The organism is Rhizobium tibeticum, from assembly GCF_900110205.1.
Classification (GTDB): Bacteria; Pseudomonadota; Alphaproteobacteria; order Rhizobiales; family Rhizobiaceae; genus Rhizobium; species Rhizobium tibeticum.
Genome location: NZ_FOCV01000032.1, coordinates 39,917 through 56,106, shown reverse-complemented (window position 1 = coordinate 56,106; position 16,190 = coordinate 39,917). Strand labels below are relative to the sequence as shown.

Annotated in this window: 12 protein-coding genes and 4 pseudogenes; 7 read left to right on the top strand and 9 right to left on the bottom strand. The window is 57.7% G+C overall.

Translation table 11 applies throughout. The features are described from left to right. Window positions 1-91 precede the first annotated feature (91 nt). A pseudogene (locus tag BSG20_RS27085) lies at window positions 92-2,499 on the top strand (MASE1 domain-containing protein). 293 nt (window positions 2,500-2,792) lie between these two features. Here BSG20_RS27085 and BSG20_RS27080 read toward each other — a convergent pair. From BSG20_RS27080 to BSG20_RS27065, 4 genes are all read right to left on the bottom strand, one after another. After that, entirely contained in the window at window positions 2,793-2,939 is a 147-nt protein-coding gene (locus tag BSG20_RS27080) for a DUF1127 domain-containing protein (protein WP_065814348.1), read from the bottom strand. Window positions 2,940-3,203: 264 nt separating this feature from the next. Beyond that, the gene (locus BSG20_RS39190) at window positions 3,204-3,611 is read right to left on the bottom strand and encodes a hypothetical protein (RefSeq protein ID WP_438646487.1); all 408 of its coding nucleotides are present in this window, start codon (window positions 3,609-3,611) and stop codon (window positions 3,204-3,206) included. A gap of 4 nt (window positions 3,612-3,615) precedes the next feature. Further along, entirely contained in the window at window positions 3,616-3,987 is a 372-nt protein-coding gene (locus BSG20_RS27070) for a nuclear transport factor 2 family protein (RefSeq protein WP_072380122.1), read from the bottom strand. 402 nt (window positions 3,988-4,389) lie between these two features. Beyond that, complete coding sequence (locus BSG20_RS27065) at window positions 4,390-4,785, bottom strand: hypothetical protein (protein WP_072380124.1); 396 nt, start codon at window positions 4,783-4,785, stop codon at window positions 4,390-4,392. Between the two features lie 170 nt (window positions 4,786-4,955). Between BSG20_RS27065 and BSG20_RS27060 the strand changes: the two genes are divergently transcribed. Continuing rightward, complete coding sequence (locus BSG20_RS27060; protein WP_072380126.1) at window positions 4,956-5,162, top strand: hypothetical protein; 207 nt, start codon at window positions 4,956-4,958, stop codon at window positions 5,160-5,162. Between the two features lie 123 nt (window positions 5,163-5,285). On the opposite strand, the pseudogene BSG20_RS27055 reads toward BSG20_RS27060, so the two are convergent. After that, window positions 5,286-5,610 (bottom strand): annotated as a pseudogene (locus tag BSG20_RS27055) (metallophosphoesterase family protein); the annotation flags it as partial. Window positions 5,611-5,977: 367 nt separating this feature from the next. On the opposite strand from BSG20_RS27055, the gene BSG20_RS27050 reads away from it, so the two are divergent. Both BSG20_RS27050 and BSG20_RS27045 read left to right on the top strand, forming a co-directional pair. Further along, the gene (locus BSG20_RS27050; RefSeq protein ID WP_072380130.1) at window positions 5,978-7,915 is read left to right on the top strand and encodes a GTP-binding protein; all 1,938 of its coding nucleotides are present in this window, start codon (window positions 5,978-5,980) and stop codon (window positions 7,913-7,915) included. A gap of 172 nt (window positions 7,916-8,087) precedes the next feature. After that, window positions 8,088-8,525, top strand: coding sequence for a GNAT family N-acetyltransferase (locus BSG20_RS27045; RefSeq protein ID WP_072380132.1), 438 nt, complete (start codon window positions 8,088-8,090; stop codon window positions 8,523-8,525). Between the two features lie 416 nt (window positions 8,526-8,941). On the opposite strand, the pseudogene BSG20_RS39185 reads toward BSG20_RS27045, so the two are convergent. From BSG20_RS39185 to BSG20_RS27020, 4 genes and pseudogenes are all read right to left on the bottom strand, one after another. Continuing rightward, window positions 8,942-9,130, bottom strand: a pseudogene (locus BSG20_RS39185) (IS110 family transposase); the annotation flags it as partial. A gap of 326 nt (window positions 9,131-9,456) precedes the next feature. After that, on the bottom strand, window positions 9,457-9,768 hold the full coding sequence (locus BSG20_RS27030) for an ASCH domain-containing protein (RefSeq protein ID WP_072380134.1): 312 nt from the start codon (window positions 9,766-9,768) through the stop codon (window positions 9,457-9,459). Window positions 9,769-10,066: 298 nt separating this feature from the next. Further along, window positions 10,067-10,693: pseudogene (locus BSG20_RS27025) on the bottom strand (calcium:cation antiporter); the annotation flags it as partial. Between the two features lie 273 nt (window positions 10,694-10,966). Continuing rightward, window positions 10,967-11,986 carry a LacI family DNA-binding transcriptional regulator gene (locus BSG20_RS27020; RefSeq protein WP_072380198.1) on the bottom strand — a complete coding sequence of 340 codons (1,020 nt, stop codon included), beginning with the start codon at window positions 11,984-11,986 and terminating at the stop codon, window positions 10,967-10,969. 219 nt (window positions 11,987-12,205) lie between these two features. On the opposite strand from BSG20_RS27020, the gene BSG20_RS27015 reads away from it, so the two are divergent. From BSG20_RS27015 to BSG20_RS27005, 3 genes are read left to right on the top strand one after another with little or no spacing between them, the layout of a single operon-like run. Continuing rightward, window positions 12,206-13,798, top strand: a complete 1,593-nt coding sequence (locus tag BSG20_RS27015) for a sugar ABC transporter ATP-binding protein (RefSeq protein ID WP_072380136.1) — start codon at window positions 12,206-12,208, stop codon at window positions 13,796-13,798. Further along, the gene (locus BSG20_RS27010; protein WP_072380138.1) at window positions 13,795-15,111 is read left to right on the top strand and encodes an ABC transporter permease; all 1,317 of its coding nucleotides are present in this window, start codon (window positions 13,795-13,797) and stop codon (window positions 15,109-15,111) included. Before BSG20_RS27015 ends, BSG20_RS27010 begins: the two co-directional genes overlap by 4 nt. Beyond that, on the top strand, window positions 15,108-16,076 hold the full coding sequence (locus tag BSG20_RS27005) for a substrate-binding domain-containing protein (RefSeq protein ID WP_072380140.1): 969 nt from the start codon (window positions 15,108-15,110) through the stop codon (window positions 16,074-16,076). Before BSG20_RS27010 ends, BSG20_RS27005 begins: the two co-directional genes overlap by 4 nt. Window positions 16,077-16,190 lie beyond the last annotated feature (114 nt).

The window sequence follows — 16,190 nt, the reverse complement described above, 5'->3', positions numbered from 1 at the left end:
ATGGCTTGCGCCCGAGAGCGTACCTGCTCTAGGTTTTGCTGATCGCTCGAAGCGCTGATTGCCAGGCATTCGATGTCCGACAGGAGATCTGATGATATACGTTTGGTCGAACCGCCCCCGATTCCTGCACTTGGGTCTCTTTACTGTGGCCTATGTTTTGGGCTGCGGATTCGCTCAATTGCTCGCAATCGTACCTGGAACGGGTATTTCCGTATGGCCTCCCGGCGGACTTTTCATGGCTGCGCTTATCCTCGCCCCCAGGTACAGCTGGCCGTGGTGGATTCAGGCGGGCCTTCTGGCGGAACTGTCAAGCAACGTCTTGTGGTTTCACAGTCCACTGCCTGCCGCCGTCCTGATCTATGTCGGCAACGCTCTTGAAGCGGCGGTCGGCGCATGGCTCGTGAACCGCACCTGCAAGCGGCCCGTTCGGCTGGAGACCTTGCAGGAAGTTCTTGCATTCGTTGTACTGGGTGCTGGAATTGCGCCAGTCGTAAGCGCGACGGTGGGAAGTGGGACACTCGCGTGGTTTGGCTTGCAATCGCAAACCTTTTCGGCGGCTTGGCCTCTATGGTGGATCGGAGACGCCACCGGCGTCTTGATCGTAGCGCCACTGGCGCTAGTCGTGTTCCAGAATTGGCGCGGTGAGGCCCAGCTCTCGGCCGCGCGATGGATGGAAGCATGCGTCCTGGGGCTGATCTTTCTTGGCGTCGCCACCCTTTCCTTGAGCGGTTACCTGCCCTTCGCCTACATCATCATGCCGCCTCTTCTTTGGGCCGCGGTGCGCTTTGAGTTCAAAGGCGCCGCCGTCACCTTGACCCTCCTCGCTCTGATCACGGCGGTATTCACAATATCCGGCGCCAGCCAATTTGCCGGCAATCCTGAGTCCCAGAAGCAATAATGCTGCAGCTTTTTCTAGCCATCTCGGCATTTTCGGCGCTTATCGTGGCCGCGATATCTCGGCAGCACCATTTGGCCGTGCTGACATTGCGCCAAAGCGAGCGCTCCCTGCTGGAGCTCATCGAGACGGTCCCTGCCCTCCTTTGGCGACTGGCTCCAGACGGCGAGCCAATCTTCTTTAACAAACACATGATCGATTTCCTCGGCCTGGGAGTAACTGATTGCGAAAAGCCGGGCATGAACCGGTTGGCGGCCACCATACAGACCGTCGTCCATCCCGATGATAGAGCCGGTTTGGGGGATGCGCTCAACGCATCGCTCAAAACCGGCGAGCGCTTTTTTCAGAGGTCTCGCATGCGTCGCGCGGACGGGGTCTATCGCTGGATCGAGTCCCGCGCCGAGCCCATGCGAGATTGGGACGGCGTTATCATCCAGTGGTACGGTGTGAGCGTCGACATCGACGACGAGGTGCGCGCGCAGAAGGCGCTGCAAGAGAGCGAGCGACAGCTTCAGCAGATCATCGACGCCGTACCGGCCAACATCTGGAGCTGGACACCTGCCGGCGAGATGTCCTACGTCAGCAAACGATACTTGGACTATCTGGGCCTGACAGACGCAAACCCCGAAGATTTCGAACGGGTGGCGCAGGCGCTGGTTCATCCCGACGATATTCCTGAAGTACAGCGCACCACAGCGACCTGTCTCCAAACGGGCGAAGCCTTCGTAATGCGGTACCGTCGGCGTGAGAAAAATGGCTCCTATCGCTGGATGGAAGGCAGGTGCGAGCCATTGCGCGATCGAGACGGAACGATTGCGCAATGGTACGGCGTGTCACTTGACGTTGACGATCAGGTACAGTCGCGGGAGGAACTGAGGGTCGCGCAGGACAATCTGGCACGAGCAAGCCAAGCGGCCAGTCTGGCTGAGCTTTCTGCATCGATCGCACATGAGGTCGCTCAACCGCTGGCCGCCGTGGTGTCCAGTTCAGACGCCTGCCGGCATTGGCTCTTGGCGGAACCGCCAAACATCGAGCGGGCACAGAAGACGCTGGAACGCATCCTTCAGAGCGCCAACTCTGCGGTCGAGGTCGTGAGCCGCATCCGTGCGCTGTTCAAGCATTCCGAAGAAACGAGAAATCTCGCGCCGCTCGGCAGGGTCATTAGCGAGGCACGTGACCTCATGGCCGAAGATGCGTCAAGACGTAGTGTGTACATGGATGTTGAGGTTGCGAGCGACCTTCCGCTTGTCGCGTTCGATCGCGTACAGATCCAGCAAGTCCTGATCAACCTCATTCGCAACGCCGTGGACGCTATGGACACCATGATGAGCGACAAAGTCCTGAAGGTGCGCGTGCACCGAATGGAGCATGCAATCCAGGTCGAGATCAGTGATCGCGGGCGGGGCATTGAAGTCCCTGACAGGATATTCGAGCCATTCTTCACGACGAAACGGCAAGGAATGGGCATGGGGCTCGCCATTTGTCGTTCAATTGTCGAGTCTCACGGAGGAAAGATATGGGCGCAAAAGAACGAACCGCAGGGTGCCATACTGGTCTTCACATTGCCGATCGAACCTGACTCCAGTCACGAACCCACCGGGTAGACCAAAAGACAGCCGGCACTCAGAGTGCAAAATCCAGCAGATCCGGCCTCAGCCGGAAGAGCAGAGCGCTCGGTGCCGAAGGGCGGGCAACTCCGGAAAGACCATAGGCGATGGGCGTTGTTGCCGATGCTTTTCGATATCGGCGGGAAAAGCTCACGGGGCTGTGTGCGCAGTGCGTTTGGTGGGTGGCTCAAAAGGCCTTCCCGACACATTCGAACGGTAGTCCGTGCTAAAAAAGAGCGTCTGCCAGAGGTCTGACAGACGCTCGATACGTCGAAACTTTGACGCTCGCCTTAGCGAGCAATCGCTGCCCGGGCGACGCTGCGGATGTCCGCGCGTTCGATGCCGAGATCGAAAAGCTCGCGGGAGCTCATGCGGCCAAGTTCGGAGACCGTCTGACGGTACTTGCGCCAATTGTTGAAAGAGCGTGCTACGTTCATGATAATCCCCTTTCCTGGGCTTTCGAAGCACAGCTGCCAATCCTTGGCGCTTTGTTTGCCTCGATGACGCTGATATAGGCGCATCCCTGATTGGCGAACAGCATCAAGACTTCACGCCACCTTTGCGATAGGCGCATAGCGGGCCCTGATGGCGCCGCATACGGCCCGGCTTGACTGGCGGATCTGCCTGCTTTCGCTCCAGTATATCACGGCCACCAGGTGCATGTGGGCACAAGCACCCTTGGCCTGCAGGGCTACAGTCCCCTACCTGCCCCTCACTGTCGTGCGGTCGTATGACTCTATGGCAACGATATCCAAACCTGGCTGGCGCGTCTGAAGCGGGACGCGCCGCTCGAAACCGGCGGTCTGTCCCTTTTCAGCGATCTGGGTCTGGGCCTTGCAGACGCCAAATCCGGCCGCGTGCCCACGCGGCCGTGGGGGAGCGCGATCCTCGAAGCGCGCGACGAACTCCCTACCAAGGAAGATCTCGATATGGTGTTTGAGGGACTCACCACGCTGAGTCCCCGCCGCTTTGCCGCCTTGCTGCAGCAGCATCAAGGTGAGCGCCTGTTCCTCGTGTTCGCCGACCGCCACAAACATGCCCGGCCCTGCTGAAATCTCATCCGGAGCAATGGCGATCGTTGCGGTGGATGGATGATTACGTGATTTCATTTACTCACTCAACGAGATGCGCACGCGACGGTGCAGGGTCAAAATGATCGGCGAAATATTGAGTTTCGTTGACTACCAGCCCCTCGCGCAATTCCATAATGCTCACAGCGTAAGATGGTATGCCATCATAGGTAAGTACGAATTCGGTGACCCAGAGATCGCCGCTGCCGATAATTCGTCGCACCGTAAAATGCTTCTTGTTCGGCTGCACGAAGCGGCTCTCTTGAATGTTGTGTCGTCCGCGAATTCGCTCGCCCGATTGCGGATAATAAAGCACGGCATCCTCGCCGTATATGTCATGTTCGACCTTGAAATCGCCCGCGTCCGAAGCATCCCAATGGCGTTCCAGTGCCATGCGCACGGCTCGGTCATCCATCTCAAACTCCCATCTACGCTTCCTGCTACATTCGGAAGCACTGAGTTCACTGTGGTGGAAATGCTTTTCTGAAACCAGGGCACATTCCCGACCGAGCCAGTCGTGTGTCGCCTTACGATACGGCAAATTGCAGTTTCGTTTGAGGATATGCGCTGTGGGGAGCACCCGAAAACATCCGGTGTTGCGTAGCAAATGCGACCAGAGGCAGCTCGTGAACCCATTGCTGTCACTTGATATGACCGACGGTGTCTACCTGGGACCAATTTCCAGCCGCATCAACAGCTCATCGTAGTATTTTCCCCCACTTTCAAAGCATCAACCTCGATGAACCGCCAAAGGAACCCCCGAATGCGGGCCTAAGATCGAGCCGCGGCCGCGAGTGGTGGATCAGACCCCCGAACCTCACCCGACAGTCGAGACTGCATGTACTTGCATATCATCTCGAACCTCGTAGAACTTGTCGCCGTCGATATAGATAAAGTGGCAATTTGGCTTTTCGCCCTTGCCGTTGGAACAAGCTTTATCACCCTTGAACGTGAGTTTGGTTTTCACGTCCATCATTTTACCATCTACGTTGGCCTTACCCGTGATGGTGCCCTTCTTCCAACTCCACACTAGATCAGCGCTCACGGGCTTTTCCAGATCGAAAATTTCCACCTTCACATGCTTGCCATCAGCAAACGCTTTGAACTCTTCCATAGTGACCTTCTTGGCACCTGCCGGGAGGTCTACTGAATAAGCGTCCACAGCCGATAGCAAGAACGCTACTGCGCCAATGCTCGAAAGAATCTTTCCCATGTTGGGCCCACCAGATTAGCACTCGCTAAATTACAACCCGCTGGGCGAAACGGCAATAAAATACATCCTACCCTCTTATGATGAGGCGATCGAACAACCGAAGTAGAGCGCCGCATTCGTTCAACCTATGAGCATTGCCAATCCTTCCCTGATCCGTCACAACATTTGTCATGACCGACGAACATTTCAGAGCGCTGCGGCAGTTGATCCTTGAGCAAAGCCTCAAGATCGAGGCCCTGTCGCTTGAAGTTCGTAAGCTCAAACACGCATTCGAGACGACAGAGGTGATTGTCGTCGAGGATGAGCGCATAACAACCGACGAACTCGAAGAGCTCCTCAAAACTCGACGACCCCGCAGGCCACGCAGCGACAGTTGATCCCCTGCCCAGGTGGCAGCCCCTGCTCTGCGCCGATTGCATCCCTCCACTTATAAGTTCTCCACTCAGCTTTTTTTGCAGCGGCCGCACACGTTCAGGATGAGGAGCAGGCTATCGGCAGTCTAAATGAGCCTGCGGAATGAGCCCGCCGTAGGACTCAACCGTCTCGATGCCACCGTTTGCAAGCCACCAGGACTCTTCGTAGCGGCCCGCCATCGCGCCGACCATCATGTCTTCGTGATTTACCCTTAAGCGCGATCCATTTCCACTCCAGCGACTTCGGGCCGGCAATCAGCCTTTCCACAACGCCCCGGCTATTAGGTCCCCGGTCGACATAGTCTCCGAGGAAAATGACAGTCCCGCGCCCATAGGGTTCGATCCAGCGAAGCATTGCCTCCAGTTGCCTGAGGCATCCGTGTATGTCACCGACGGCAAACGTGAAGCTCATGCTCCAACCCTTCCACCTGAATGACCTTGCTCGAACGATCGGTCGCACGGACGGAAATAGTGCGTCGGCTTGAGACTTCGCGTGGACCGTCTCACCGTCGCGAACGAGATGCCCGTTGAAGTATGCGAGGAGACGAGTTGTGACAGCCATAAGGGCCTCGATCTCGGTCGGGAATACACGAGAGCGTTTGATCATTAATTTCGCCCCACTGGGGCGCTTGACGGTTCCGGTGCGGCATGTTTACAACTGACGAGCGCTCCGTGGAAGGCGAGGTTCGCGGCATCCGACAGTAGCAACCTGGAGCTCCCAATGCGCCGAGTCACTTCTCAAAAAAATCAAGTCCGAAATTTTGAGAAGTTGATGAGATATGCGTACATTAAATCTGGGCATCCTCGCCCATGTGGATGCAGGCAAAACTAGCCTCACGGAACGACTGCTTTTTGACACCGGCACAATCGACAAGCTCGGCAGCGTCGATGCCGGTAACACTCAGACAGACAGCCTTGAACTCGAACGACAACGTGGCATCACGATTACGGCCGCTGTGGTTTCCTTCACTCTCGGCGACCTCGTTGTAAACCTCATCGACACGCCCGGTCATCCGGATTTCATCGCCGAGGTCGAGCGGATACTTCAACTACTCGATGCTGCCGTGGTTGTTGTCTCGGCAGTGGAGGGCGTTCAGGCACAGACGCGAGTCTTGGTTCGGGCGCTGCGGCGTCTCGGTGTTCCGTTCGTCTTCTTCATCAACAAGATCGACCGCCCTGGGGCGCGTTACTCAGAGATCGTAGGGGATACCGCCAGCCAATTGTCGGTTCGATCGGTCGCCATGTCCGCCGTGACGGATGCCGGTAGCCGAGAGGCAAAGGTGGAGACTGTCGATATAATGCACGAGCCCCATTTCTCTGCTTTCTGTGATGCCCTTGCTGCCGAGGATGAAACTCTTCTCAATGATTTCATTTTGGCCCCCGAAAGTCTGACTATCGAGAGGCTTAGAGCAGCTCTTGCGGACCAAGTTGCCAAGGGTCTTTTGCATCCGGCTTTTGGTGGAACCGCGATGACCGGCATCGGTATTCCGGACCTGATTGCAGCTATCGAGACCCTGCTGCCAGGCCGAAATCCCGACCCTCTCGGACCAGTCGAAGGGAAAATATTCAAGATCGAACGCGGATGGGGCGGAGAAAAACTGGCATATCTCAATCTCACCTCCGGTACGGTTGCGGTGCGCAACTATCTCGAACTGCCAGCCGGCGCGGCCAAGGTGACAACCATGCAAGTCTTCAGCGAGGGTCGGCTGGAGAAGGTCAATCAGGTCAGTGCGGGTCAGATCGCCAAGATCGGCGGGCTTGCCAATGCCCGCATTGGGCATGAAGTGGGAGCCGGCAGGAGCGCAACCGGTAGCTTTCATTTCGCGCCACCCACTCTTGAAACCCGCATTCGTCCACGCCGACCATCTGACATTGAAGCACTTTGGTTGGCGCTTCAGCAACTCTCAGAGCAAGACCCGCTCATCAATCTGCGCATCAATGGCGACGCCAGCGAGATGTCCGTCTCTCTCTATGGCGAGGTGCAAAAGGAGATCATTCAGGCCACATTGCAAAACGACTTCGCCCTCGACGTCACGTTTGAGGAAAGCACGACTATCTGCGCCGAAAGGCTGGTCGGTACCGGGAGCGGGCTTGAGATCATTTTTAAGGAGCCAAACCCATTTCTTGCGACGATTGGGTTGCGTGTCGATCCACGGCCGGCAGGCGCGGGCAACAGTTTCGCGCTTGAAGTGGATGTCGGTCAAATGCCGGTGAGTTTTTACCGAGCGGTCGAAGAAACCGTTTTTGAAACGCTCAAAGCGGGCATCTACGGCTGGCAGGTAATCGATTGCCATGTGGCCATGACAGCCGCGCGGCATTCTTCCCCTTCCAGCACCGCCGCCGACTTTCGAAAGCTGACGCCATTGGTGCTGGCGACCGCTCTATCATCTGCGCATACAGTCGTGTGCGAGCCGGTTGATCGTTTCCTTCTCGAGGTACCGGCGGCAGCATTAACTACCACTCTCACCCTGCTTGCAAAATGTGGTGCGTCCCCCAAAGAACAGCTGATCAGCGACGGCATAGCCCGGTTGGAAGGAACGATAACATCCGCGATGGTTCAGACCGTTCAACGACGGTTGCCGGGACTATCGAGCGGCGCGGGTGTGCTGGAGAGTTCCTTTGATCATTATGCTCGAAAATCTGGCTCAACGGTTTCACGGCCACGTTCGGGGGCCGACCCGTTTGATCGGGCTGACTACCTACAGAGGACGCGATGAGGCTTCAAACATTGCGGCGGGGCTCTACTGGCCGTAACGATATCGTTCAAGTCTGCGAAGGTCGACAGCAGTCAAAATGCGCGATGTGCGGACTTTGCGATTTGAAATGCACACGGCTTGCAAGGTGCATCCCCCGCAAGGTATCTGCTGTGCTGCGGGAGTGAGGAGCACAATGATCCACCAGTTGCGAAGCGACGACGAAGCACAATGGCGTACGCTCTGGACGCAATATCTTGCGTTCGACGGCAGCGTTCTTGACATCGCTATCCATGATGGAACGTGGTGCCGCCTATTAGACGAAGGCGAACGGGTGCACGGTGCACTGGCGGTTGTGGACGCTGACGCCGTGGGCTTTGTGCACTACGTCTTCCACCCTTCGACCTGGAGCCTCAGCGACGCCTGTTATCTACAGGACCTTTTTGTCGCACCGACGATGCGCGGGCGGGGTATTGGTCGAGCGCTGATCTCTCATGTGTGTGCAGAGGCGGCGGCGGCTGGATCGTCGCGCGTTTATTGGCAAACGCAAGCGGACAACGCAGCAGCGATTGCGCTTTATGACAAAGTTGCCGAACGCTCGGGCTACATTCAATTCCGAAAGCCGGTCGTCTGATGGTCTGCTGAACAGGGCCAATTCCTGACTGCGAGTTATCATTTGACCGCTCAGGCCAGAAGCTGTCGCTGGTGACATTTGCCATGGTGATGATCGCTATCCACCCTCTCATGGGATCTACCGAATATCGGGAATTTCTGACACCAAACTGTCCGCCTTCGCCCGCTGCACCTAAAGCGATAAGCCCGGCAACGATGCGAAGCTGGAACGACAGGAACGCCACGATCTGCGAGAGCGTGACAATGCCGGTGGCCGTCCCGCCCGAATCGATGAGTTTCTGCAAAGCCTCGGGGCTTGCCTCTCTTGGACGGAAGACAAGCAGATGCGCGTGATCCAGCGGCGCTGCAATCTTTGCGCCCAATCCGGCGCGATTGGATTTCCGATACGACGAATGCCGGTCCAGGCGCATCTTCTGCACGAAAGTGCGAGGCGGCGTAATCCAGCCAGCGTTCACGCTGGCGCAGATAGGCGCGCATGACTGCAACTTCGCCTGACAGTCGGAAGCTGGTTCTGAGCTACCCATATTCATTCAAACGCTGCAGCCATTGGGCATCGCTGATATCGGTCTTGCGGCCCGGCATGTGCTTGGAATCGCGGGCGTTTACGTGCCCAATTATACCGGATTATCTCCAAAATCCGCACCAGACTATATGCCTGGTTATACCCGAATAGGCGCGTTGTAGCATCTGCGACATAATCCCGGATTCTTCGATAGCGTCGCAGCCATCCTTCGGCACATCAAATAGACAAGGACGTGATCAAACCAGAGCATAACAGTCGAAATTCTGACCGGACCCGCGGTGCCATCTCGGCCACTCGCCTCCAGAGATTTCCGACAGAATTGAGTGTATCGGAAGGGTCCGCGAAAACAGGCCAGCTCGATGGCGGATAATGTCGCGTTACCTCAGGAAGCCCCCTCAGCCAAGCGCCTTTATGCAGACTTCCAGCTGATGACGGTAACTTCGGATTCTGTCGATATGCAGGGATGGGCCGGACGAAGATTTTCAACCATTGCATCGGCGCTGGGAAACCCGCTCTGGACAAGTTCGACCGAGCTCAGACTCGATATGGACTTCCGTTCGACTGCAATGACATGCACTTTCGATGCTCCCCAGAAACCACTGGCAGACTTGATCTCAAGCGGCCCTGGTTTGATTGAGCAGTAACCGACCCGAACAGCAATGGTTTTGCTGCCACTCTCTACGGACTCCATATGGTTGTCCGCAATTGCCATGTTTTGCATCACGTCTCCTTTTAAGGCCAACAGGGCATCACACGCAGGGTCGGCTCGATCCTCTTTGCGGGGAGTATTATGCGGATATCGGTTGGAGGCCAAGCGCAAATGCCGAATGGCAGCTATGCATGGCAACCCGAGCGACTTGGGATAAGGGGCGGACAGACGATGACTTCCAGCTCAGCTGCGTGTCCCTGCCGTTGCCTGAGTTGGTGACGGTCATTGGGTACCCGATGCGCAAGCGGCACTCGAATGCATCTCACCTGGCCTTCTCCTTTGACGGCTGACGCGAGGGGGCAACTCCTGGTTACTGGCTATGTGGAGGCAACAAATACAGTGTCATGGCGAGGATCAGGTAGACCATCAGCATCAGCACGCCGACAAACCGCGTCGATCGGCCGCTATTTGTAACGATGATCGCAGTCATCATGGCAATTATTATCATGACGACCACCCCTGGCCAGAATTGCAGATTCATCGGGGTAGGACCGATCACATAGCTGAGAAGCACGAGGGCCGGAGCGACGAAGAGCGCGATCTGCGCGGCGCTACCGAGCCTGTTCTTGCGGGCCGCCGAAAAGGCGGAGGCCATCTCCGCGGCTCCGCCGACCAGCGCAACGACGATAAAGCCGACGAATGCCGGGGTCATCCCGAACGTCTCGGCAGCCGCCTGGACAAATTCGACGAATATTTCGCTGACGAGCCCTACCAGGACGGTCACTCCGGCAAGCGTGGCGAGGGCCACTTTGAGCGGCCAAGGTGCGTGCTCCTCCTCGACTTCCTCCGTGGCACCGAACAGTTCGCGGTGGGTTCTCAGCGAAAAGAGCAGGCCCAGCAGCCCATAGGCTACGATGAGGAGCACCGACAAGCCGACACTCAGTTGCTGCAGGAATTCCGGCGCGGCCTCAGAACCGGCGGAGCCGACAGCCGAAGGATGATCAGGGCAACCGTCGCTTCGTGCCGGTCATAAAAAACTGATCTTGGACGTGGCGCATCAACTCGCTAGGGGTTTTTGGAAGACCACACGGCATGCATGACCGGTGACCATTGAGTGCCCTAGCGGGCAGCTCACAGGAATATCGGCTGCAGATGGGAATCTCCGAGTTGGAGACTGGCCAGCGCTCTTGCTGCAATCAACTTCTATTCGTGATCGACTTCGGCTTCCCTGCCGCAAGCACTCTGTTCAGTAAGCCACCTCGATCCGGGATCATGCCGTAGCGTGAGGCGCAGTCAGCGGAAACGGCCGGCAGGAATCTCGGATTATCAGGCGCCCCTGAAGCATGAGGCGACGTGGCGGTTCCATTCCTCTTCCCGAGAGCCGGTCGATGATCAGTTGTGCCGCCTGTTCGCCGATGGTCTGCACTGGTTGAGCGATAGTTGTCAGATGAGGCTGGAAAACGTCGGCCCAAGGAAAGTCGTCGAAACTGACGACGGAGATATCGTCCGGGCACCTGAGCCCAATGTCGCGAATGGCCTTCATCACACCGATGACCATCAAGTTGTTTGCCGAAAAGATAGCGGACGGACGACCGGCGCTGGTGAGAAGTTGCATCGCCGCCTTGTAAGCATCCTTCTCCCGAAAATTGCCTATTTGCACAAGTTTCTCATCGAAGGGCAGAGCCGCTGCGTCGAGTGCGGCGCGGTAACCAGCAAGGCGTTCGCGACCGGTGGATGTCTCCAGAGATCCCGAGATATAGCCGATACGGCGATGCCCAAGGCTCAGCATGTAAGCAGTGGCGTCCAGAACGGCGCGGCGGTTGTCGAGAATGACCGCATCGGTCTCGATCCCGTCGCAGAGCCGATCGATCAGAACGGTTGGCACGCTGGCGCTCGCAAGAATTCGCTTCAGATGGGCATCCTCGCCCGCCGGCGCGATGATCAGCCCATCGACCATACGGTCGAGAAGCAGCTCAATCTGTTCGTCCTGAAGATTAATATCCTCGTCGTTGCAGCAAAGCATTACCGCATAACCGGCGCGGTGCAGGACATCCTGGATGACAGAGACGACATCGGTGAAGAAGGGGTTGGTGATATCGGCGACCATCAGTCCGATCGTCCGTGTCGTTCCAATCTTGAGGCTGCGGGCGATCGTGTTGCGCTTGTAACCGATCTGCTGGATTGCCGTCTCGATGCGGCTTCGAAGCTCGGGGCTTACGGGCGTCGACCCGTTGACGACTGCCGAGACCGTCGCGACCGAAACTTTAGCCGACTGCGCAACATCCAACATGGTCGGCGATTTTCTGGTGCTTTTGCGCCGCTGCTGCATTTCTTCACCGAAACGTTTCAAGATGTGGCTCGATGGAGTGTATTTCACGAAGCGGAGTTGCGCAATATTGGGGTTGAAGCCTGCATTTTCGGCTTATTGACACAATCTAAACGTTTCGAATAAGATCGGTTTCGATAAGAATAAATCGTCGGATGTGGGCGCAGGGAGGCTGCCAACGTCATGCGCGATGATAGTTCGAAGCCATTCTTTTCGGATGATGTCAGCGCTGCAGCCCAACCTGCGGTGCTGGCGGCGGAATCCATTTCCAAGACCTTCGGCGCCATCAGCGCTCTCAAGGACGTCCGTTTCGAACTCAGACTCGGCGAGATTCACGCGCTGATGGGCGAAAATGGCGCCGGCAAGTCGACGCTGATGAAGATCCTTTCGGGCGTGTATCAAGACTACGACGGTATTGTTCGCATCAATGATGCCCCTGTCCGGTTCACAAGTGTTAGGGACGCGAAAGCCGCCGGCATCGCGATCATCCATCAGGAACTAAATCTCGTTCCGGACCTCAGCGTCGCTGACAATATCTTTCTCGGCAGGGAGCGGCTGATCGCCGGCCTGTTCGTGGACCGCAAGGCGAGCCTGGAGGCAGCACGGCTCCTGCTGCGGCGCCTCGGCATTGAGCTCGACCCGGAGCGGCGGGTCTCGTCTTTGCGGGTGGGCGAACAGCAACTGGTCGAGATCGCCAAAGCGCTTTCGATCGAAGCTCGCATCCTTATCATGGATGAGCCAACATCGGCGCTTTCGCCTGGCGAATGCGAGCGGCTATTTAAGATCATGCGGCAGCTGGCCGCCGGCGGCGTGGGCATCGTCTATATTTCTCATCGGATCGACGAGGTCATGCATCTTAGCGACCGCGTCACGGTATTTCGCGACGGCCGCCATGTCTGGACCAAATCGATAGGCGAGCTGGAAGAAGACACCGTCATCGCGGCTATGGTCGGCCGTAATCTCCTGGAAGCGACGCGTGGTGATCACCACCCTGGCGAGTTCCCCGTTCTTTCCGTTGACGGACTGTCTCTTTCCGTCGCTGAGCGACATGGGTGGCGCAATGTACTGAAGGGCGTGAGTTTCGAGGTGAGCGCGGGAGAGATTCTCGGCATCGGTGGGCTGCTCGGTGCAGGCCGAACCGAAATCCTTGAGACGATCTTCGGGTCCAGCGACGGGCGTCGCGGCGGTGAGATCCGGATAGGTGGAAGGCCTGTCGATGTTCGTTCCCCGCTTGATGCGCGCCGGCTCGGCATGGCGCTCGTGACCGAGGACCGCAAGACCCAAGGGCTGCATCTTCGCGATTCGATAGCGGATAATATCGCACTGCCTCTGGTGGGCCGGATCGCACGCTTCGGCATTCGCGCGTTCAACGCGGAAGCTGCGCTGGCTCGCAGAGCTGTCGAAACGCTCGGCGTGCGTTGTGGTGGGATCAATCAGCCGGCGGCTACGCTGTCCGGTGGAAACCAGCAGAAGGTGGTCATCGCAAAGTGGCTGGCCACCAGGCCCCGTATCCTGCTTCTCGACGAGCCGACGCGCGGGATTGACGTCGGGGCGAAACGCGAAATCTACGATCTCATCTTCAAGCTCGCAGCGGAGGGTCTTGCCATCGTCGTCGTCAGTTCGGAAATGCCGGAGCTTTTGCATCTTGCCGACCGTATCCTGGTGATGGCCGAGGGCCGCCGGACAGGACTCCTTACGCGTGCGGAAGCAAGCGAGGAGCGGATAATGCAGCTTGCCGCGCCGCGCAGCGCAAGACACGGGAGGCCTGCCGCATGAGCGTCCTGAAACTGATCTCCCAAACCAAGCTCTATTGGGGCCTAATTGCCATCTTCCTGATTGGAGTCCTCTGGTCGCCGGTGACCTCTTCGGGAAAGAACATTTTCCTGTCTTCAGGCAATCTTCTTGACGTTCTGCGGCAGGTATCGACGACTGGACTGATTGCGACCGGGATGACTGCAGTCATCATCACCGGCGGCATCGACCTTTCGGTCGGATCGCTGATGGCCATCTGCAGCGTCGTCTGCGCTATGCTGCTGACCGTACCCGGCGTGACGCCTGCCGTGTTCCTCGGTTTGCCTGCCGTCGGGTTTGCGGCATTGCTGGTCGGCGCAGTCGTAGTCCGGTTCATCTTCGTAAACCTGGCAAAGTCGCGGAAGGAAGGCATCAGCAACCGAGAGATCCGGCTGGATCGCATGCGCGGCACGGTCCTGCCCGCCGCTGCCGGACTCCTTCTTTGCGGGCTTCTGCTTACATTCCTCTTGCCGCAGTTACAGACGAAGTTTGGTGTTCTCGGCGTTCTTCTGGTCGCACCCGCCGTCGGTCTCCTCTTCGGTGCGATCAATGGTTTCATTATCGTCGCGGGCCGCCTCCAGCCCTTTATCGTCACGCTGGCAATGATGGTATCGGCGCTCGGCGTCGCGCGGCTGACGGCCGGACAGAACAACGCCGTGCTGCCGGTTTACACTGGATCGAATGCGGCTGCGGAATTCGACATGCTGAGGCAGCTTGTGTTCGGCATCGTGCCAATGCCCGGTATATTCTTCATTGTCGCGATCATCGTTTACGGCGCCGTTCTGCGGCTGACCCCCTTCGGTCGCTATGTCTATGCAATCGGCGGCAACGAAGAAGCCGCAAGGCTGTCCGGCATTAATGCGGGTCGCGTCAAGATTGTCACCTATGCAATTTCGGGCCTGCTCGCCGGCGTCGCAGCAGTGCTCTACGTGGCGCAATACCGGCAGGGAAAGCCGGATGCCGGCGCGGGGCTCGAGCTGGATGCGATCGCCGCCGTCGTCATCGGCGGCACCAGCCTCATGGGCGGCAGGGGCAGCCTCGCGGGCACTTTTTGCGGTGTGCTGATTTTCGGGCTTCTGTCGAACATCCTGCAACTCCACAACATCAATTCCAATCTTCAGCTGGTGCTGAAGGGCGTCATCATCATCGGCACAGTGCTCGTCCAGGAGCGGAATGTCGGCGATATCTTCGCCCGTCTGCGGCCGTCGGGCCGCCGTCCGGCGCAACGGGAAGCGTCCGCAGAGGAGCGGGCGTCGAGAGACACTGTGTCTCTAACATTGGGAGGAAACGAAAAATGAAACGTCGCGACATCATGAGACTGGCCGTTCTTGCCGCAGCGCTTGCCGCAACAACTGCCCTGCTTCCCTCGCGAGATGCCCTTGCCCAAGACAAGAAGTGGCGCATCGGCTTCTCTCAGGCGACCACGATCGAGCCCTGGCGTGCGCAGTTCAACAAGGACATCGTCGCCGAAGCTGCCAAGCACCCCGAAGTCGAACTGATTATCACCGATGGCGGAGACAAGACCGAGAAGCAAGTGGCCGATGTCGAAAACCTGATCCGTCAGGAAGTGGACGCGTTGCTCGTCTCGCCAAAGGAATCAGCGGGGCTGACCGGCGTCGTCCAGCAGGCGATCGATGCAAAAATTCCCGTATTCGTCCTCGACCGCAATGTCGACACGGACAAATACAATCAGTTCGTCGGCGGCGACAACAAACTGATCGGCCGCGCGGCGGGGGAATACGCTGTCGAGTTGCTGGGTGGGAAAGGCAAAGCGCAGGGCAACGTCGTGGAAATATGGGGAGGAATGGGAACGCAGCCGGCGCATGACCGGCATGACGGTTTCCATGAGTTCACGGACAAGGAACCCGGCATCAAGAACCTGTTGGATCAACAGTCGGGCGATTGGAAGCAGGACCAAGCCTATAACATCATGGCCACGGCGCTGCGCAATAATGAAAAGATCGATCTGGTGTATGGGCACAACGATCCCATGGCTTACGGCGCCTATCTCGCCGCTAAGGATGCAGGCCGGGAAAAGGAAATCAAATTCATAGGCATTGACGGTCTGCCTGGCGAAGGCGTGACCTGGGTGAACAACGGCGAACTTAGCGCCACTTTCCTCTATGCGACGCCCGGAGCCGAAGGTCTGCGCCAGGCGATAAAGTTTTTGAACGGTGAGAAGGTCGAGAAGACGGTGACCCTCAACACAATGAAAATCACCAAGGACAACGCCGCACAGATCATGAAGGACAACGGGCTTTAAACAATGCCGGGGCGGGCGGCAGGCCGCCCGCCCAACCTGCAGATGCCGTCGTCAATGAAGACGGGCTCGGCGCAGACCAGCCCTTCAACGCTTTGTCTTTTCTGCTTTGGCTCG